This window comes from Cupriavidus sp. 22TCCZM01-5, from assembly GCF_057798915.1.
Map to the genome: position 1 here is coordinate 63,547 of NZ_JBYOJR010000016.1, position 17,540 is coordinate 81,086.

The window sequence follows — 17,540 nt, forward strand, 5'->3', positions numbered from 1 at the left end:
AATAGGACTTTTGGCGTTTACCCGATATGTCCGGTAATGCTAATCAAGTGTCCGCTTATGTCAATCTGGGGCTACTCTGGGTCCCTAAGCTTCAGGTCATCACTACGCCACGCCCATGCCAACGATGACCGACACCTCAGAAATCTTCGAGCCGTATCGCCACCCCAGCGCCTGGACTGGCGCCGACATGCGGCAGCGCCGCGACTGGATGGTTGAACTCGACGAGCAGGACAACGCAGCCCTGTCGGCTGCCGTGCGGCGCGCACGCACGCGTGGCCTGGCCATTCCCGGCCTGCGCGCCGAGGACTTCGATCTCGGCCCCCTGTCGGCACGGTTGCTCGCGCTGCGCGACACGCTCGTCAACGGAGCGAGCTTCGTGCTGCTGCGCGGCTTCCAGATGGACGCCTGCTCGCTGCAGGATGCCGCGCTCGCCTACTGGGGCATCGGCATGCATCTGGGGCGTGGCGCTGCGCAGAATGCCCAAGGTGACCTGCTCGGCCACGTGACCGACCTTGGCGTCGACTACCGCACCGACCCCCGGGCCCGCGGCTACCAGACGCGGCTGACGCTGCCATTCCACAACGATGCGATGGACGTGGTAGGCCTGCTCTGCGTGAATCCTGCGCGGCAAGGCGGCGAGTCCCGCATCGTCAGTTCGACCACCCTCCACAACGAACTACTGCGTCGCCGCCCCGACCTGATGCCGGTCGCCTACGCCGACTTCCACATCGACCGGCGCGGCGAAGCACCCGCTGGCAAGCCGCCCTGCTATGTGGGGCCGCTGTTCACCAGGCTGGATGGGCGCCTGTTCTGCCGCTACAACCGCGGGTACATCGAGTCTGCGCAACGGCTGCCGGGCGTGCCGGCCCTGACCGTATCGCAGCGCGAGTTGCTGGAACTCATCGATGCAATGTGCAATGAGGAGGCATTGCAGTTGTCCATGATGATGCAGCGCGGCGACATGCAGTTCCTCTCCAACTACACGGTCCTGCATGCGCGGGCCGATTATGAGGACTGGCCCGAGCCGGCGCGGCGGCGTTATCTCTTGCGCCTCTGGCTCGATACCGGCCTCATCCCCCGCTTGCCTCCGTCGTTCATGGACCGCTACGAGGACATGCGCGAATGGCAGCGCCACCCCCGGCCACCGATCTTCGACCTTTCTGCCGTGCGCACCGATCTCACACACTGAAATCCCGAAGTTTCCCGAGGAGACAGGCATGACAATGACGATGACGCCCCCCGAGTGCGAGTCCGGGCTTGCCCGATACGACACCAGCCAGGCCTGGTACGGACGCGATATGCGCCAGCGCACCGACTGGATCCATCATCTCGACGGCCGTGACATGGCCGAGATCCGGCACGCCGTGGATGCCGCCATCGCCGCCGGTGTCGACCTGGTGTCGATGCGCGCCGAAGACTTCCCGCTGCCGTCGCTGGGTACCCGGCTGGCTGCCATCGGCGAAGACATCAAGCACGGTCGCGGCTTCGCGCTGCTGCGCGGGCTGGACCCGTCCACCATGACGCTGGCGCAGCAAGCCTGCGCGTTCCGCGGCATCGGGGCGCATTTTGGCGAAGCGGTCTCGCAGAATGCCAAAGGCCATGTGCTGGGCCATGTGGCGAATCTCGGGCTCGACTACTCCGACCCCACCACGCGCGGCTACCAGACGCCGGCGGAGTTGCGTTTTCACACGGACGGGGCCGACATTGTCGGACTGATGTGCATACGCGGCGCGCGCGAGGGAGGACTGTCACGCATCGCAAGCTCCACGACGGTATGGAACGAGGCCGTGCGGTGCCGGCCCGACCTGGCGGTCGAATTGACCCGGCCTTACGCCTTTACCCGATGGGGCGAGGCACGCCCCGGGCAGCAGGCTTTCTTCAGCATCCCGCTCTTCCGCGAATGCGGCGGCCGCATGATTGCCGTGTTTATCGCAGGGGCGATCGAGAAGGCGCAGACATTGCCCGGGGTGATCCCGATGACGGCTGCACAGCGCGAGGCCCTGAAGCTGGTGCAGTCGCTCGCGGAGCGAGACGACATTCGCCTCGACATGGAATTCCGTCCAGGCGACATGCAATTCCTGCTCAATCACACCACGCTCCATTCGCGCACCGCCTACCAGGACTGGCCGGAAGCGGAGCAGCGCCGGCACCTGCTGCGGCTTTGGCTGGCAAGCGAGGACGGGCCGGCGCTGCCCGACTACATGACCACCGAGTTCCAGGGGCGCACGGCGAGCGGTCGGCCGGACGGAATCCGGCTGCCGGGCGTCGAACTGAAGGCGAACCTCTATCCGGACTGAGACGGCGATCTACAGCGTTGCGTGGCCCAGGCTACTGCAACCTCGAATCGGTGCCACAAGGCACTTCACCTCCGCACTGGAGGAAAGGCAGTGCCATCGTCATGGAGGAATACCGGATGCGAACCATTTTGCGTCTCGGTGCCGGCTGGCTGCTTGCGGCAGGCGCCTGTTTCACGAACGCCCAGCCCGCCGCGGCTGCCACGAACGAAGATGCCTGGCCGGCAGCGCGACCGATCCGCATGGTCATCCCCGCCGGCGCCGGCAGCGGGACAGACATCTTCGCCCGCGTCATCGGCGCGCGTCTCGCGCAGGAACTGAAGCAGACATTGGTTTACGACAATCGTCCGGGCGCGAACGGCATCATCGGCAACGACCAGGTGGCGAAGGCCGCGCCCGACGGCTACACCGTGCTTTTCAGCAATGCGTCGGCCATCGCGGTCAACGCAGCCGTTCAGCCGCGCCTTCCCTACCAGGCGCAGCGCGACCTGGTGCCGGTCGCGCAGGTCGGGGCCGGCGGGGTGTTGCTCGTCGTCACCGCGGACGTGCCTGTGCGGGACGTGCGGGGCTTCGTGCAGTTCGTGCGGGGGCGTCCCGGCAAGCTGACCTACGGCACGTGGGGCACCGGCTCGACGGGGCACCTGTCGATGGAAGCGCTGTGTGCCGCCGAGGGACTGTCGATCACGCATGTGCCGTACCGGACGACGGGACAAGTGCTGACCGACCTGCAGGGCGGCATCCTGCCGATGGCATTCGTGGACGCGGCCTCTGCGCTTCCGCTGATAAAGACGGGCAGGCTGGCGCCGATCGGCATTACCGGGTCTCACCGCGTGCCAGCGCTGCCGGCCTTGCCGACCATGCAGGAGCAGGGGTTCAACCTGGGGCCGGACGGCTGGTATGGCGTATTCGTACCGGCTGGCACGCCGCAAGCCATCGTCCAGCGCCTGCATGACGAGGTCAATCGCGTCCTGGCGTCGCCCTCGGTAGTGCCCACGTTCTTGCGCTGGAACATGGCCGCGCCACCGTTGAAGTCATCCGCCGATTTCGCGCAGACGATCGGCGGCGACATCGAGCAATGGCGGCGCATTGCGCGCGCCGCGAACGTCACCCTGGACTGAATCGCCCCCGCGCCAAGGTCCAGGCCAGCCCACCCCCCACCCCCCACTTCCCGGCCGACGTCAAGCCGGCGCTTTACCAACGGATGAATCATGCAATTTGAAATGATTGACACTGGCTGTCTGAACGCGGACGAGTCCCCGTGGATTCCCTATGCTCCGTATTCCGACGAGGTCATGATCAAGTACTTCAAGATCGACCCGGTGCGCGGCGAAACCGTCAGCCTTCTGAAGCTGCCAGGCGGGGCAAGGCTGTCCATGCACCATCACACCGGCACCGTCATCGTCTACACGGTGCAAGGGCGGTGGAAGTACCTGGAGCATGACTGGACAGCCAGTGCCGGCGGCGTTGTGTACGAGACGGCTTCCACGCGCCACACCCCTGTGGCGCTGTCCGATGAAGCCGTGATCACCTTCAACATCGTGGTGGGCGAACTGCTCTACCTCGACGATAGCGGCAAGCTCATCGCCGTGGAGAACTGGCGTACCGCGATGGACCGCTATCTCTCGCATTGCCGCAAGCACGGTATTGCGCCGCGTGACCTGTCGAGTTTCGCCGGATAGGCGCCGATCCTCACTGAACGCGCTGCACGATCGCGTGCGGTGTCCCCAGAGTAACCATTCGCATGAATCCAGAGAAGGACATTGCCCATATGAACTACGGTCCCGATACAAACTTCCTCTCCCGTCGGTTCGGACTCGACGGCACCACGGCCGTCGTGACCGGCGCCGGCTCCGGCCTGGGCCGTCAGGCCGCCTGCACGCTTGCAGCGGCTGGCGCACAGGTGGCGCTGCTTGGACGGCGGGAGGGTGCGCTGCGGGAAACCGCCGACCTTATCGCCGGCCAGGGAGGCATCGCGCAGTGCCATGCCGTGGACATCACCGACAGCGAAGCGCTTGCCTGCGCGCTCGACGCGATCGAGGCCGGCATGGCGCCCCTTCGGGTGCTGGTCAACAATGCCGGGGTGAGCGGGCGCGCGCCCCTCCTCGACGTCTCCGAAGACGCGTTCGACCAGATCTTCGGCGTCAATACGAAGGCAGCGCTGTTCACGGCTACGGCCTTCGCCAGGCGCCTGATTCGCGCGAACCGTGGCGGCAGCATCGTCAATATCTGTTCCCTCGCCGCGCGCTCGCATCCACGCGGCCTGGGCCTCTATGGCGCCAGCAAGGCGGCGCTGGAGCACCTGACGCGGAGCATGGCGCACGAGTGGGCGCCTCACGGGATCAACGTCAACGCGATCAATCCCGGCTACATCGAGACCGATATCAACCGAGCCGTGCTGCGCTCCCCGGCTGGGACAAGGATCGTGGAAGCGTTGCCCCGCCAGCGCGTTGGCACGCCCGATGCGCTCGATGGCGCGCTGCTCTTGCTGTGCTCGCCCGCAGCCGAGTACATCACGGGGTCGACGCTCGCTGTCGACGATGGCCAGGCGTTCGGGGTGGTCTGACCGTACGCGAGCATCGGGCGGAGTGGCGACGCATTTGGGTAGCTGGCCCGTTTCAAGGCTCTCTCATGTGTCCGCCTGCTCCGCACTCGCATCCCCGGCCCGCCAACGCGAAACACTGCACCCGAACTGGACGGCGAACCAGTGCGAGAACGCGCTCAGCGACGCAAAGCCGAGGAGGGCAGCCACTTCCGACAGGGGACGTTCGAGATTCTCGATATAGCGCCCGGCGAGATCCCTCCGGATCGCGTTCAGCAGCCCCGAGTAGCTCTCGCCCTGGCTCGCGAGGCGACGTTGCACAGTCCTCGCATCCATGCCGAGGTGCTCCGCCACGCGGTCGATCGAGCACGCGCCCGACGGCAGCAATGCGATGACCAGCCGTCGCACCTTCTCCGCCATGCTGTCTTCGGACCGGGCAAGCATCGCGTCGAGATACTGCCGCACCTGACGGGCGATGGCGGGATCGTAGGAAGGCAGCGGGGCGTCGAGATCGGACGCGTCGCAGATGATGCCGTCGAACTCCTGGTTGAACAGCACCGGCATCTTGAAAACGCGCAGGTGCGTCGCGGTACTGGTAGGTGCGGAATGGGTGAAACAGATATTGCGCGGCTTCCACCGGGGACCGAGGAACAGCGCGAGCAGGCGATACAAAACACCGACCACCAACTCCGAGGACTGCCTCAGCGAGCCGGGGAGCCCGGCCAGGGCTTCCTGCCGGACGGTCACCAGGCCGTCCGCCGCGTCGATACGCATGACAATGGCCTCGTTCTGCAGGCGCAGGTACCGGACCATGGATTCCAGCGCACGTCGCAGCGTCGGCTCCTCCCGCATGACGAACGCCAGGGGACCGAGGTTGGCGAGTTCCCGCGTCTCGGCCATGCGCAGCCCGAAATCCTCCACGCCTGCCGCCTGTGCGGACACCTCGAGCAGCCGGGACACGGCTGCCGCGGAAATCCGCATATCGGGATCGACCAGCGCGGCCAGGCTGATGCGGGCGGCTCGCAGGAACGCCAACGGCTCCAGGCCCAGCGATCGGGCTACATCGACGTAATTGGTGAGGCTGGCGCTTCGTAGCTGGTAGAGCATGGCGTTTTCCCTGAGTGTCGTGAATTCTAAAACGTATGTCGTGTTTAATCAAATCAACTTCAGTTGATAGTCGATACTTTTCAACGTCGGCGCTACCGTCAGCGCCTGAAGTCAACCTAATCCGTGGAGGGAAACCAACATGAGCAGCCAGAGCCGCCCCAGCGCCACACCTCTGTGTGATCAGTTGCGGGCAACCGGGAATTGGAATCCAGCCTGGGACCCCATCGCCGAGCTGGACCCGGCATGGATCGAGAAATTCATGGCGATGGGCATGCACCCGGTCCTCTCCGGCGTGCTCGATCCCAAGGTCTACGAACTCATCGCCATCGCGGTCGATGCGTCATGCACCCACATGTACGCCCCGGGCACGCGCCGCCACATCCGCAAGGCGCTCGAACTGGGCGCTACCAAGGAAGAGGTCGCCGCGGTGCTGCAGGCCGTCAGCGTGCTCGGCATCCATACCAGCAGCCTGGGCGCGCCGATCCTGCTGGAAGAACTCGCAGCACTGCAGCAGGAACAGGTGTCGGCTGAGCGCGCCGCCGCCTGAACACGATTCGCGCTACACACAATCCAGTGAGACAGACATGCATTTTCTAGACGATTCCCTCCTGCCCGAGAACCAGGAAAAGCTGGTTATCCAGGTCGCCCCGTTTGGGCCGCAGTGGCTGCCCGGCGATTCGGACGACATTCCGGTGACCATGGACGAGCAGGTCCAGAAGGCTGTCGACTGCTACAACGCCGGCGCCACCGTGCTCCATGTGCATGTGCGCGAGGCCGACGGCAAGGGCAGCAAGCGGCTGTCCATGTTCAACGAGATGCTGGCGCGCCTGCGCGAAGCCGTGCCCAAGATGGTGCTGCAGGTGGGCGGGTCGATCTCGTTCGCGCCGGAAGACGAAGGCCAGGCCGCCAAGTGGCTGGCCGACGATACCCGCCACATGCTGGCCGAATTGCAGCCCAGGCCGGACCAGGTCACGGTCGCCATCAACACCGCCCAGATGAACATCATGGAGTTGATGACCGAGGCCGACGTCGCGGGGACTTCCCTGATGAACCCGGCCGTCCAGGCAGCGTATCGCGACATGATCGTGCCCTCCAACCCGTCATGGCATGTCGAGCACATCAGGCGACTGGTCGCGAACGGCATCCAGCCGCATTTCATGCTGGGCAACCTGACAGGCCTGGAAACGGTCGAGCGACTGATCCGCGCCGGCGTCTACCGGGGACCGCTGATCCTGAACTACGTCGCTATCGGCGGCGGCGCTGCCGGGCTGCATCCGGCCGACATGCTCGAGTTCGTGCGCCGCACGCCGGACGGTGCCGTGCTGACGATCGAAACGCTCAATCGAAACGTGTTTCCGATGAGCGCCATGGCGATCGCGCTGGGCCTGCATGTGCGCGTCGGCATCGAGGACACCCTGTTGGGGCCAGACGGCGAGCGCGCCACGTCGGTCCAGCAGGTGGAAAGGATGGTCCGGATGGCCCGCGAACTGAACCGCGAAGTCGCCACCGGCGAGGATGCGCATCGCATCTACCAGACTGGCACCTTCTGGAAGACCACGGAAGAGACGCTGGATCGGCTTGGCATGGTGCCTAACCGCAAGCCAGCGCAGCGTGGCGTGCCGCTGCGTCAGGCCGCCTGAGCTTGCCCCTCTCCTTCCGGGAGAGGGGCATAGACGATATTCAAAACGTAGCAAATAACTGGTCCGTACCAGATAGAGGCCAGAAGCACTCAAGATAGGAGACAAAGATGTTCTGGAAGAAGAGCCCCTCCGCCGTGCTGGCCAGCTTGCTGGTCATCCACGTTCTGGCCATGGTTGACCGCAACATGCTGCTGGGCTTTTCGCCCCAGATCATCGCGGACCTGCATCTCAGCAACGCCCAATACGGCTTCCTCGTCGGGGCAGTGTGGGTGCTGAGCTATGCGTGCTCGGTCGTGTTTCTCGGCTCCATGGCCGACCGCTTCAGCCGCACGCGGATTCTGGCCGGTGGCGTCTTTGTCTGGAGCCTGTGCACCTGGGCTTCGGGTCATGCCCAGAGCTTCGAGCAGATGGCGGTGGCGCGCTTCTTCGTTGCCATTGGCGAGGCCGCGCTGGTGCCGTCCACGGTGTCGCTGCTGGCCGAGTTGTTCGTGCAGGAGCGGCGTGGCACGGCGATGGGCATCTTCTTCATGGGCATTCCGCTGGGCATCGGCGTCAGCTTTCTGCTGGCCGGCACCTTTGGCGCGGTACATGGCTGGCGCGCCACCTTTTACGCCCTGGGTGGCGTGGGCATCGCCATCGCCGTGCTGCTGGCCGGCCTTAAGGACGACCGGGGCCAACTGCCGGTGCACGAGCGTGGTGCCCCGTTCATGCAGCAGGTGCGCGACACGCTGGGCCTGCTGCGCCGCAGCCCTGCGCTGTTGCTGATGATTGCCGGCTTTGCCCTCTTTCACTTCTTCTTCGTCGGCCTGACTTTCACGCAGCTATGGCTGGTGAACGAGCGCGGCATGGACGCCGCCGCCATTGCCTCGCGCATCGGCATGCTGCAACTGGTGTTTGGCGCGGCGGGCTCGGTGGTGGGCGGCGTGCTGGGGGATCGCATGGCGCAGCGGCTGCCTGGCAAGCACGCCGCCGTGGTCGTGCTGTTCATTGCCGTATGCGCGGTGCCCATGATTGCCTACCGTTTTGCCGAACCGGGTTCGTGGGTGTTCTACACCGGCATGTGCGCAGGCTTTTTCCTGCCGCTGGCCCTGTACGGGGCGGGCAACGGCGGCATCGTGAACCTGACGCCGCCGCAGATGCGCTCCACGGTCAGTGCCTTCAACATGCTGAGCGTCAACGTCTTTGCCCTGTCCATCGGCAACGTCGCGGCAGGGCGCGCCGTGGACGTGATGAAGGCCCAGGGCGTTGCCAATCCGCTCTCGCACGTGGTGCTGGCGTCCGACATCCTGGGCATTGCATCGATCATCTTCTTTGCGCTGGCGGCGGTGTCCATCGCTCGGCAGCAGCGCGGCGCGGCGGGTGGCGTACCCGTCTGCGCCTAGTTCTTCCCCAGTTACAGATCGGAGTGAATCCATGAAAAAACTGCAAGGCAAAGTGGCCCTCGTCACGGGGGCCGGACAGGGCCTGGGCAGTGCCGTCGCGCAGGCTATGGGCCGCGAGGGCGCACGCCTGATCCTGTGCGACATCAACACGGAAACGCTGGAGCACACCCGTGCAGCGGTCGAAGCCGAAGGCGTGCCTTGCCTCGCGCTGCGCTGCGATGTGTCGGATGTGGCTGCCGTCGACGCCATGTTCGCGCAGGCCGCCGAGCGCTTCGGCGCGGTGGACATCCTGGTCAACAACGCCGGTATCGTCCCAGCGGCCCAGAAGGACACCGAGCGCCGCAACAAGCTCTATGCCTACCTCACCACGCCCATGCCGCGCCAATCGCTGGGCATCGTGTCGTCGCTGACCGACGACGACTGGCTCAGATGGTGGGGAGTGAACATGCACGGCGTGTTCTATTGCACCCGCGCCGCGCTGCGCCAGATGGAGCCGCGCCGCAGCGGCAAGATCATCAACATTGCCTCGATTGCCGGGATGAGTACGCTCAGCACGCACAGCCCCGGCTATTCGGCCACCAAGGCGGGCGTCATCAGCCTGACCAAGACCACCGCCATGGACGTGGCGGGCGCCAACATCTACGTCAATGCCATTGCCTGCGGCGGGGTGATGACGCCGCCCTTCCAGGCCTATATCGCCAATGCCAGTGAAGGGGAGCGAAACAGCCTGTTCCAGTTGTCGCCGCTGGGGCGGCTGGGGGAGCCGTCTGAATACGCCTCGCTGGCGGTCTACCTGGCGTCGGACGACCATTACCTCGTGGGCCAGGTCATCAGTCCCAACGGCGGTGCGGTGATATGAGCAACGGCCAGGCCACGACCCACGGCGGCGCAGCCCCGGATCCGTGCATCAATCTTTGCCGGATGGATGCCTTGCGCCAGTACTGCCAGGGCTGCCGGCGCACGGTGCACGAGATCGGCCTGTGGAGCCGCATGAGCGACGAGCAGAAGACCCGCACCCTGGAAGAGGTCCAACTCCGCAGGAGCGGAAGTTCCTGACGGATTCCATCGAACACACATTATCCGCGCGCACTACCGATACACGCAGCATGCAAGATAACCTCATCCTGCCGACGCCGTCGGCCTACGCATATCCTCTTCTCGTGAAGCAGTTGCTGGTCAACGCGCTGAGCCTCTACGGCGAGCAGGAGATCACCTACCGCGGCGTAATGCGCTACCGCTTCCGCGACTTCCGCCAACGCATCGGCCGGCTGGCGTCCGCCCTTGACATCCTTGACGTCCGCCACGGCACGACGGTGGCCGTGATGGACTGGGACAGCCATCGCTATCTCGAGAGCTACTTCGCCATCCCGATGATGGGCGCGACGCTGTTCACTGTGAACGTGCGCCTGTCGCCCCAGCAGATTCTCTATACGTTGAACGATTCCGGCGCGGAGGTCGTGCTGGCCCATGCCGAATTCATTCCGGTTCTGGAGGAAATCCGCGGCGAACTCAGGCATCTGCGGCATGTTGTCCTGCTGGCGGACGGGCAGGATGTCGCGCCGTCCGGCCTTCCGGTCGCCGGCGAGTATGAGGCGCTGCTGGACCGCGCATCGCCCGACTTCAGCTTCCCGGAGTTCGACGAGAACACGAAGGCCGCAACCTTCTACACGACAGGAACCACGGGCGACCCCAAGGGCGTGAGCTACAGCCACCGCGACATCGTCTTGCACACGATCACCACGGCGATGAACCTGTGCGCGCCGCGCGAAGGCCAGCGGCTGCATCGCGAAGATGTCTACATGCCGATCACGCCAATGTTCCACGTGCTGGCGTGGGGCATGCCGTATATCGCTGTCATGTTGGGGTTGAAGACGGTGCTTCCGGGCCGCTATGCGCCGGAAGTGCTGCTGAAGCTGCACCACGAAGAGAACGTTACGTTTTCGCATTGTGTCCCGACCATTCTGCAAATGCTGCTGCAGGCATCGCAGAATGGTCGGCACGATTTGAGCGGCTGGAAGATCATCATCGGCGGGTCGGCGCTTTCGCAGGCACTGTGCGAAGCTGCCCTGGAAAACGGCGTCGACGTGTTTGCCGGCTATGGCATGTCGGAAACGGGTCCGATCGTTTCGCTGGCCCAGCTTCCGCCGGGTGTCGATCCCATGGACCCCAGGTCCGCCAGGATGCGCTGCTCGACCGGCCGTCCGGTGACGATGGTCGACTTCCGTGTGGTCGACAGCGAGATGTGCGACGTGCCGCGCGATGGCAGGACGCAGGGCGAGATCATACTGCGTGCCCCATATCTGACGAAGAGCTACTTCAACAAGCCCGAAGCGTCCGAGGAACTCTGGGCTGGTGGCTACCTGCATACGCAGGACATCGCCGTGGTGACGCCAGACGGATTCATCCAGATCGTCGATCGCATCAAGGACGTGATCAAAACCGGCGGCGAATGGGTGTCGTCGATCGAGGTCGAGGGGCTGATCGCCGAAGTGCCAGGGGTGCAGGAGTGCGCGGTAATCGGCGTGCGTGACGAAAAATGGGGGGAGAGGCCCATGGCGTTCGTCGTCGCCAGGCCGGATGCCCGGGTTGTGGCCGAGGCGATCCGCGAACGCCTGTTGCGGCATGTCGACGCGAACCGGATCAGTAAGTATGCAGTGCCGGAACAGGATCGCATTGCGTTTGTGTCGGAGATTCCGAAGACGAGTGTCGGCAAGATCAACAAGAAGCTGCTGCGCGAGCAAGTCCAATGATGGCTGGGGCAACTAGGGACTTCCAGTGACCGCATTCCTGATTGCAGATCGCCACCATGACAAGGATGTCCAGGGCACCTGATACCGACATGCCCCCAACTAGCGTCCCGACGGGGACATCAGCCGTGCCGGCATCAGGCGTAGCACCGCATACGGCGCGCCTGCCCGGTGTCGCGGCCATGGCAACCCTCACGGCCGGCCTGTCGATGCTCGGGCAATTCGCCATCGCGAGCTACCTGCCAGCATTTGCCGTCATGGGCAGCGACTTGCATGCAACGACTGCGCAGGTCCAGGATTCGCTGACCGCGTATCTGCTGCCGTTCGCGCTGATGATTCCGTGGCACGGTGCCATCTCTGACGCAATAGGCCGACGGTGGATGATTCTGCTCGGCTGCGCGCTATTCACCGTCGGCTCGCTGGTTTGCGCGGGTGCTTCCGGAATTGGCATGCTTCACGCGGGGCGGGCGTTGCAGGGGGTCAGCGCTGGTATCGGCGTGATCGTCGGCAGGGCCTTGGTCCGGGACGTGTTCGACGGCATGCAGGCCCAGAAGGTCATGGCCATTGTGGCGATGATCTTCGCCCTGGGTCCGGCCCTGGCACCCGTCTGCGGCGGCTGGCTATTGCTTTGGACCGGATGGCGCAGCATTTTCGTCTTTCTGGCTGTGGTGTCGGCCTCGTTGCTTGCCGCCTGCTGGCTATGGGTGCCAGAGACCTTGCCGCCCGCGCGCCGGCAGGCCCTTCACCCCGTATTCTTGGCACGCGCCTATGGGGCCATGCTGGCGCATGGCCGTTTCATCGCGCTGGCGCTCGCCAATGCTGGCGTCAACGTCGCCATCTATGTCTATGTCTTTACCGCCCCCCGCTTTGTGAACCAGTATCTCGGCCTTGGCGCGCAATCGTTCGGCTGGCTATTCCTTCCGATCGTAGCCGGCATCCTGGCTGGCTCGCTGGTTTCGCACCGTATCGCGGGGCGGATCAGCCCCGAGCGCAGCGTGCTGCTCGGGCATGCCGTCATGCTGCTGGCCGGCACGTTCAACATCGCCGTCTGCGCCGCCCACGCCCCAGCCATGCCTTGGGCCTTGGTGGCACTGCCGCTCTTTGCCACCGGCATGACCATGACGCAGCCGAGCCTGCAACTGCTGGCGCTGGATTGCTTTCCCGAACGGCGCGGGCTGGCATCCAGTGGATATGTCGCGACGCAGCAGTTCGGCAATTTCCTCTTGTCGGCGCTGCTGGTCCCGCTACTGGACTCCACCGTCAAGATGGCGATCTGCATGGCAGGGTTGCAGTTGCTCGGCCTGGTCATGTTCGTAGCGGCGCAACGTCGGAGGGTGGCCGTAGTTTCTCCATGAGGGTGGTTCCCCCTTAACGTGGCGAGACAGTGCAATGGCAGCGCCAACTAATCGAGGCGTGCCTGCGGCCAGGGATATCGGTCGCGGGGATGGCGCTCAAGGTATGCGCAGCAGAAAGGCAGAAGGTTTCCCCGGACGGGGTTGCGGTCGATGCGGAGGCGCCTGGCGATCTTGCGAAGAGGGCTCCGGTCGCGCGGGGTGCCAGCTTCGAATCATGCGAAGTCTGGCCATGTCGTTCAATCTGAACTCTTGCCTGTTGCCGAGCAGAACAGCGGAGTTCGGCGGTGAACCCAAATATTGCCCGGCACGACACAAGTTGTCATGCCGGGCTTCTGGCGTTTTGACTCAGCCGGCGGTAGGCGTGGTCGCGACGCTAGCCCCGCAGGCTTCGGTTACTGTTTGTTTGCACCGTCGGTGTACGGATCTGGCTTGCCGGTCTTTGTGCCGTCGGTGTACGGGTCGGGCTTGCCGGTCTTTGCGCCGTCGGTGTACGGGTCGGGCTTGCCGGTCTTTGCGCCGTCGGTGTACGGGTCGGGCTTACTCGGTGCGAGATCAGTTCGCGTGGAAGTTTTGGCGCCATCAGTATAGGGATCGAACTTGCCCGCCTTGGCGCCGTCCGTGTATGGATCCGGCTTTCCGGTCTTGGCGCCCTGTGTGTACGGGTCAACCGGCTTTTGTTGTGCAAAAACCATCGGCGCTGCCACTATGGCAGCGGCAGTAACAATCAGCCTCGACAGTAGGGTCTTGCTCATAGGGCACCTCGCGAGATGGGCGGGATTCAGGCACCTGCCCCGACTGCGCCCATCAAAGCATCGGGCAGGCGGCCGCCGGGTAATAGTACGCTCCTGTGTTCAACCATGCCACTGACGGCCCAGTAACCGTCATATGACGAAAGTTGGGCATCGTCGGGCGTCGTTTAATACTCATTCTTGGCGGCGGGAGAGGGCGGTTACTGCTGATCGGTACTGCATTTAGCATGTCAATCTCTTGTCCGTCCGCGGTACCAGGCTGCTTTAATAGTTCCACAAGCATTCCTCAGGAGCTTTGGTCCAATTTCTCATGCAAGTGAAGCATGCAATACCGAGAACGCCCGCTTTTTGAAATGCCGAATATGGTCGTTCGCTCATTTGGGCGCCTGACCTGCAGCGAGTTCGGGCCTTGGTCGCGTGCCTGTGCTGGTGTTGTGCGGGGGGTATACGCTGGGAGCCGGTCATGGGCACGGTCCCGTTGAGCAGGGGCGGTACACCCACGGTCCCGTTGAGCAGGGGCGGTACACCGAAAGGATTTGCAGTGGCTGGGACGCCATTGAGCTCGCGTGCGGAGCGGCGCGCGATGGGAAGAAGCCTCCGGGAAAGGTGTCCGCGCGAATTGCACGGAACGTGGAAGCATGCTTCCGACCGTCCCGATCCCGTCCGCCTAGTCCAGCAGGCCGAAAAGCGCCGCCTGCCGGAACTGATTCCGCTTCGACACGGGCGCATGGTTCAGTCGCCGTTCACCTTTTACCGAGGCGCTGCGCTAAACATGGCGAATGATCTCGCCTCGCTGCCGAGCCCCGGCATACGGGTGCAGTGCTGTGGCGATGCCCACTTGCTTAATTTTGGGGGCTTCGCAACCGCTGAACGCCGCATCATCTTCGCGATCAACGATCTCGATGAGACCTTGCCCGCACCGTGGGAGTGGGATCTAAAGCGTCTTGCTACCAGTTTTGTGATCGCGTGCCGCGACAACGGACTGAGCGATTCCACGGCGCGAGAGGCAGCGCTCAACTGCGTGCGCTCGTATCGCGAGCACATGACAACCTTCAGCGAAATGAGATCACTCGATCTTTGGTATCACGCGATCGAGGCGGAGGCATTGATCACATCGATCACGGATCCGGCGAAGCGCCGCCGTGCCATCAGGAGCGTCCAAAAGGGGCGCGCAAGCAGCATGGCCGAGCACCTGTTCCCGAAGCTCACTGTTGGCACCGGCGAATCGGCAGTCATTCGGGACGAGCGTCCCGCGATTTTCCATCCACAGGGAACACAACCTGGGGCCGTAGAGGCGGCGACGAGGAAAGTGTTTGACGCGTACCGGAACAGCCTGGCGCCAGAGCGGCGCGTGCTCCTCGATCACTACGAAGTGGTGGACGCCGCGATCAAGGTAGTGGGGGTGGGAAGCGTTGGTACGCGGTGCTGGGTGGTCCTGTTGATGGACGGCGCCGGGGATCCACTCTTTCTGCAGCTCAAGGAGGCACGCGCCTCGGTGCTGGAAGCATACGCGGGGGCGAGCATCTATGACAATCACGGGCAGCGCGTGGTCATCGGTCACCACCTCATGCAGCCGGCTGGCGACAGCTTCCTCGGCTGGACCAAGGGGGTGAAAGGGTACGACTACTATGTTCGCCAATTGCGTGACATCAAGGTCAAGCCCGCCGTGGAAACCTTCGGCAAAGTTGCAATGGGCGCCTATGCGGACTGGTGCGGTCATTCTCTCGCGCTTTCGCACGCGCGCTCCGGGGATCCATCCGTCATCAGAGGATATCTCGGCAAAAGCGATGAGTTCGACGAGGCCATGGCCACATTCTCACTCCTGTATGCCGACCAGAACGAAGCAGACCATGCTGCGTTCAAACGCGCGATCAGCAATGGGGTGCTCAAAGCGGAGTTTGACCCGCCGGAATGAAGCCGGTTGCGATCTTCGATTGCAGATGGCATAGCCGAGAAGGCAATGAACTGGGAGAAAGGCGATCATGAATGATGATTCATCGACAAGCCGGCGTTCCGCGTTTCGCGTTCCTGTTCTGGAATGGGTTCAGGACTACCAGAAATCATGGCTAAAGCCGGACGTCATCGCCGGTCTCACGGCAGCAGCCGTTGTCCTTCCAAAGGCGATGGCTTATGCGACCGTTGCCGGGCTTCCCGTGCAGGTCGGGCTCTATACAGCCTTTGTCCCGATGGTGATCTATGCGCTCTTCGGCAGTTCACGGCCGCTCAGCGTCAGCACGAGCGCAACTCTTGCCATCCTGACAGCAACTGCTCTCAGTCAGGCAGCCCCTGGCGGGGGGGCAACGGAACTGGCTGCGGCGACGGCTACGCTGACCTTGCTGGTCGGCGCGATCCTGGTCCTCGCTTCGCTGCTGCGACTCGGGTTCGTCGCAAACTTCATCTCGGACCCGGTCCTGACCGGCTTCAAGGGGGGCATTGCAATCGTCATCGTACTCGATCAGTTGCCCAAGCTGATCGGCATTCATGTGGTGAAAGGCTCGTTCTGGCACAACCTGTGGGCACTCGTCACCGGGATACCCCACGCGTCGGTGACTACCGTCGCGGTAGGCGTCGTGACGATCGGGATTCTGGTCGCGCTCGAGCATTTCTTTCCCAAGTCACCCGCCCCGCTCATCGCGGTGGCGTGCGGGATTGGCGGCGTGGGCCTGCTTGGCCTGCAGGCGCACGGAGTCGGCATCGTCGGTGACATTCCCCGAGGGCTGCCCTCGATCGTCATGCCGGACCTCACGCTGATCGATTCGCTGTTGCCACCCGCCGCGGGCATCGCGCTGATGAGCTTTACCGAAACGATCGCGTCCGGGCGCGCCTTCGTGCAGAGTGGGGAGCCCGTCCCGCGGCCGAACCAGGAGTTGCTGGCGACCGGTCTTGGCAATGCGGCGGGTGCCCTGCTGGGTTCGATGCCGGCCGGCGGAGGGACCAGCCAGACCGCGGTCAACCGGCTGGTGGGCGCGCGTTCGCAGTTGTCGGAACTCGTGACAGCGGCCGTCACACTTGGCACGATGCTGCTCCTTGCCCCGCTGATCGGTCTAATGCCGCACGCCACGCTGGCCGCAGTGGTGATCTTTTACTCAATCGGCCTTCTCAAGCCCGCCGATTTTCGCGCCATCCTCGACGTGAGGCGCACGGAGTTCATCTGGGCGTTCGTCGCACTTGCCGGTGTTGTGCTGCTGGGCACATTGAAAGGCATTCTCTTTGCCATCGTTGTGTCGCTTTTCGCGCTGGCTCACCAGGTGTCTGATCCGCCCGTATATGTGCTGCGACGCAAACCGGGTACAAACGTGTTCCGACCGGTTTCCGACGAGCATCCTGGCGACGAGGAATTCCCGGGACTGCTGCTTCTGCGGCCTGAGGGACGCGTATTTTTCGCCAATGCAGGGCATATCGGGAACAAGATTCTGGCGCACATCGCGCAGACGCAACCACAAGTGGTTGCGCTGGACATGCGCGCGATATTCGATCTGGAATATACGGCCCTAAAGATGTTGATTGAAGGCGAGAAGAAATGCCGCGAACGAGGTGTCACGCTTTGGCTCGTGGGCCTCAATCCCGGCGTATTGCGGATGGTGCAGAATTCGCCACTCGGCCAAACTCTGGGACGGGAGCGAATGTTTCTCAACCTCGAGCAAGCGCTTATCGCGTGGCAAACGCTGCGTTCCGCGCATGACACGCCAGGCATGCCGAGCGGGGCTGTGCAATGAAACTCTCGGCG

At 63.9% G+C, this 17,540-nt stretch carries 16 protein-coding genes; 14 read left to right on the plus strand and 2 right to left on the minus strand.

All coding sequences use genetic code 11. The features are described 5' to 3' along the window. Nucleotides 1–115 precede the first annotated feature (115 nt). The 5 genes from AC3FNH_RS16615 to AC3FNH_RS16635 all read left to right on the plus strand — a co-directional run bounded on the left by AC3FNH_RS16615 (nucleotide 116) and on the right by AC3FNH_RS16635 (nucleotide 4,857). Nucleotides 116–1,189, plus strand: a complete 1,074-nt coding sequence (locus AC3FNH_RS16615) for a TauD/TfdA family dioxygenase (protein WP_488720834.1) — start codon at nucleotides 116–118, stop codon at nucleotides 1,187–1,189. Nucleotides 1,190–1,217: 28 nt separating this feature from the next. After that, nucleotides 1,218–2,297, plus strand: a complete 1,080-nt coding sequence (locus AC3FNH_RS16620; RefSeq protein ID WP_488720835.1) for a TauD/TfdA family dioxygenase — start codon at nucleotides 1,218–1,220, stop codon at nucleotides 2,295–2,297. 101 nt (nucleotides 2,298–2,398) lie between these two features. Beyond that, nucleotides 2,399–3,412, plus strand: coding sequence for a Bug family tripartite tricarboxylate transporter substrate binding protein (locus AC3FNH_RS16625; RefSeq protein WP_488720836.1), 1,014 nt, complete (start codon nucleotides 2,399–2,401; stop codon nucleotides 3,410–3,412). Nucleotides 3,413–3,502: 90 nt separating this feature from the next. Beyond that, a complete protein-coding gene (locus AC3FNH_RS16630; RefSeq protein ID WP_488720837.1) occupies nucleotides 3,503–3,973 on the plus strand; it encodes a 2,4'-dihydroxyacetophenone dioxygenase family protein in 471 nt (156 codons plus the stop codon). A gap of 89 nt (nucleotides 3,974–4,062) precedes the next feature. Then, the gene (locus tag AC3FNH_RS16635) at nucleotides 4,063–4,857 is read left to right on the plus strand and encodes an SDR family NAD(P)-dependent oxidoreductase (RefSeq protein ID WP_488720838.1); all 795 of its coding nucleotides are present in this window, start codon (nucleotides 4,063–4,065) and stop codon (nucleotides 4,855–4,857) included. Between the two features lie 63 nt (nucleotides 4,858–4,920). Here AC3FNH_RS16635 and AC3FNH_RS16640 read toward each other — a convergent pair whose 3' ends face one another. After that, nucleotides 4,921–5,940 carry an AraC family transcriptional regulator gene (locus AC3FNH_RS16640; protein WP_488720839.1) on the minus strand — a complete coding sequence of 340 codons (1,020 nt, stop codon included), beginning with the start codon at nucleotides 5,938–5,940 and terminating at the stop codon, nucleotides 4,921–4,923. Nucleotides 5,941–6,079: 139 nt separating this feature from the next. Here AC3FNH_RS16640 and AC3FNH_RS16645 point away from each other — a divergent pair, with 139 nt between their 5' ends. The 7 genes from AC3FNH_RS16645 to AC3FNH_RS16675 all read left to right on the plus strand — a co-directional run bounded on the left by AC3FNH_RS16645 (nucleotide 6,080) and on the right by AC3FNH_RS16675 (nucleotide 13,064). Beyond that, complete coding sequence (locus AC3FNH_RS16645) at nucleotides 6,080–6,487, plus strand: carboxymuconolactone decarboxylase family protein (RefSeq protein WP_488720840.1); 408 nt, start codon at nucleotides 6,080–6,082, stop codon at nucleotides 6,485–6,487. A 37-nt stretch (nucleotides 6,488–6,524) separates the two neighbouring features. After that, on the plus strand, nucleotides 6,525–7,580 hold the full coding sequence (locus AC3FNH_RS16650) for a beta-keto acid cleavage family enzyme (protein ID WP_488720841.1): 1,056 nt from the start codon (nucleotides 6,525–6,527) through the stop codon (nucleotides 7,578–7,580). Nucleotides 7,581–7,687: 107 nt separating this feature from the next. Next, nucleotides 7,688–8,962, plus strand: a complete 1,275-nt coding sequence (locus tag AC3FNH_RS16655) for an MFS transporter (RefSeq protein WP_488720842.1) — start codon at nucleotides 7,688–7,690, stop codon at nucleotides 8,960–8,962. A 31-nt stretch (nucleotides 8,963–8,993) separates the two neighbouring features. After that, nucleotides 8,994–9,821 carry an SDR family NAD(P)-dependent oxidoreductase gene (locus tag AC3FNH_RS16660; protein WP_488720843.1) on the plus strand — a complete coding sequence of 276 codons (828 nt, stop codon included), beginning with the start codon at nucleotides 8,994–8,996 and terminating at the stop codon, nucleotides 9,819–9,821. Nucleotides 9,822–9,883: 62 nt separating this feature from the next. Next, nucleotides 9,884–10,018, plus strand: coding sequence for a DUF1289 domain-containing protein (locus AC3FNH_RS16665; RefSeq protein ID WP_488720902.1), 135 nt, complete (start codon nucleotides 9,884–9,886; stop codon nucleotides 10,016–10,018). Between the two features lie 50 nt (nucleotides 10,019–10,068). Continuing rightward, nucleotides 10,069–11,712, plus strand: coding sequence for a fatty acid--CoA ligase (locus AC3FNH_RS16670; RefSeq protein ID WP_488720903.1), 1,644 nt, complete (start codon nucleotides 10,069–10,071; stop codon nucleotides 11,710–11,712). 179 nt (nucleotides 11,713–11,891) lie between these two features. Continuing rightward, a complete protein-coding gene (locus tag AC3FNH_RS16675) occupies nucleotides 11,892–13,064 on the plus strand; it encodes a multidrug effflux MFS transporter (RefSeq protein ID WP_488720844.1) in 1,173 nt (390 codons plus the stop codon). A 392-nt stretch (nucleotides 13,065–13,456) separates the two neighbouring features. Here AC3FNH_RS16675 and AC3FNH_RS16680 read toward each other — a convergent pair whose 3' ends face one another. Beyond that, nucleotides 13,457–13,816: a hypothetical protein gene (locus AC3FNH_RS16680; RefSeq protein WP_488720845.1), complete on the minus strand. Its 360-nt coding sequence runs from the start codon at nucleotides 13,814–13,816 to the stop codon at nucleotides 13,457–13,459. A 580-nt stretch (nucleotides 13,817–14,396) separates the two neighbouring features. Here AC3FNH_RS16680 and AC3FNH_RS16685 point away from each other — a divergent pair. Both AC3FNH_RS16685 and AC3FNH_RS16690 read left to right on the plus strand, forming a co-directional pair. Next, nucleotides 14,397–15,728: a DUF2252 domain-containing protein gene (locus AC3FNH_RS16685; protein ID WP_488720846.1), complete on the plus strand. Its 1,332-nt coding sequence runs from the start codon at nucleotides 14,397–14,399 to the stop codon at nucleotides 15,726–15,728. A 67-nt stretch (nucleotides 15,729–15,795) separates the two neighbouring features. Continuing rightward, nucleotides 15,796–17,529 (plus strand): SulP family inorganic anion transporter, encoded by a 1,734-nt coding sequence (locus tag AC3FNH_RS16690; RefSeq protein WP_488720847.1) that lies wholly within the window; start codon nucleotides 15,796–15,798, stop codon nucleotides 17,527–17,529. Nucleotides 17,530–17,540 lie beyond the last annotated feature (11 nt).

Coding starts and splice junctions, on each gene's coding strand:
- AC3FNH_RS16645 (WP_488720840.1), top strand. CDS start 6,080: ATGAGCAGCCAGAGCCGCCCCAGCGCCACACCTCTGTGTGATCAGTTG.
- AC3FNH_RS16625 (WP_488720836.1), top strand. CDS start 2,399: ATGGAGGAATACCGGATGCGAACCATTTTGCGTCTCGGTGCCGGCTGG.
- AC3FNH_RS16620 (WP_488720835.1), top strand. CDS start 1,218: ATGACAATGACGATGACGCCCCCCGAGTGCGAGTCCGGGCTTGCCCGA.
- AC3FNH_RS16650 (WP_488720841.1), top strand. CDS start 6,525: ATGCATTTTCTAGACGATTCCCTCCTGCCCGAGAACCAGGAAAAGCTG.
- AC3FNH_RS16690 (WP_488720847.1), top strand. CDS start 15,796: ATGAATGATGATTCATCGACAAGCCGGCGTTCCGCGTTTCGCGTTCCT.
- AC3FNH_RS16670 (WP_488720903.1), top strand. CDS start 10,069: ATGCAAGATAACCTCATCCTGCCGACGCCGTCGGCCTACGCATATCCT.
- AC3FNH_RS16665 (WP_488720902.1), top strand. CDS start 9,884: ATGGATGCCTTGCGCCAGTACTGCCAGGGCTGCCGGCGCACGGTGCAC.
- AC3FNH_RS16630 (WP_488720837.1), top strand. CDS start 3,503: ATGCAATTTGAAATGATTGACACTGGCTGTCTGAACGCGGACGAGTCC.
- AC3FNH_RS16640 (WP_488720839.1), bottom strand. CDS start 5,940: ATGCTCTACCAGCTACGAAGCGCCAGCCTCACCAATTACGTCGATGTA.
- AC3FNH_RS16635 (WP_488720838.1), top strand. CDS start 4,063: ATGAACTACGGTCCCGATACAAACTTCCTCTCCCGTCGGTTCGGACTC.
- AC3FNH_RS16685 (WP_488720846.1), top strand. CDS start 14,397: ATGGGAAGAAGCCTCCGGGAAAGGTGTCCGCGCGAATTGCACGGAACG.
- AC3FNH_RS16615 (WP_488720834.1), top strand. CDS start 116: ATGCCAACGATGACCGACACCTCAGAAATCTTCGAGCCGTATCGCCAC.
- AC3FNH_RS16680 (WP_488720845.1), bottom strand. CDS start 13,816: ATGAGCAAGACCCTACTGTCGAGGCTGATTGTTACTGCCGCTGCCATA.
- AC3FNH_RS16660 (WP_488720843.1), top strand. CDS start 8,994: ATGAAAAAACTGCAAGGCAAAGTGGCCCTCGTCACGGGGGCCGGACAG.
- AC3FNH_RS16655 (WP_488720842.1), top strand. CDS start 7,688: ATGTTCTGGAAGAAGAGCCCCTCCGCCGTGCTGGCCAGCTTGCTGGTC.
- AC3FNH_RS16675 (WP_488720844.1), top strand. CDS start 11,892: ATGGCAACCCTCACGGCCGGCCTGTCGATGCTCGGGCAATTCGCCATC.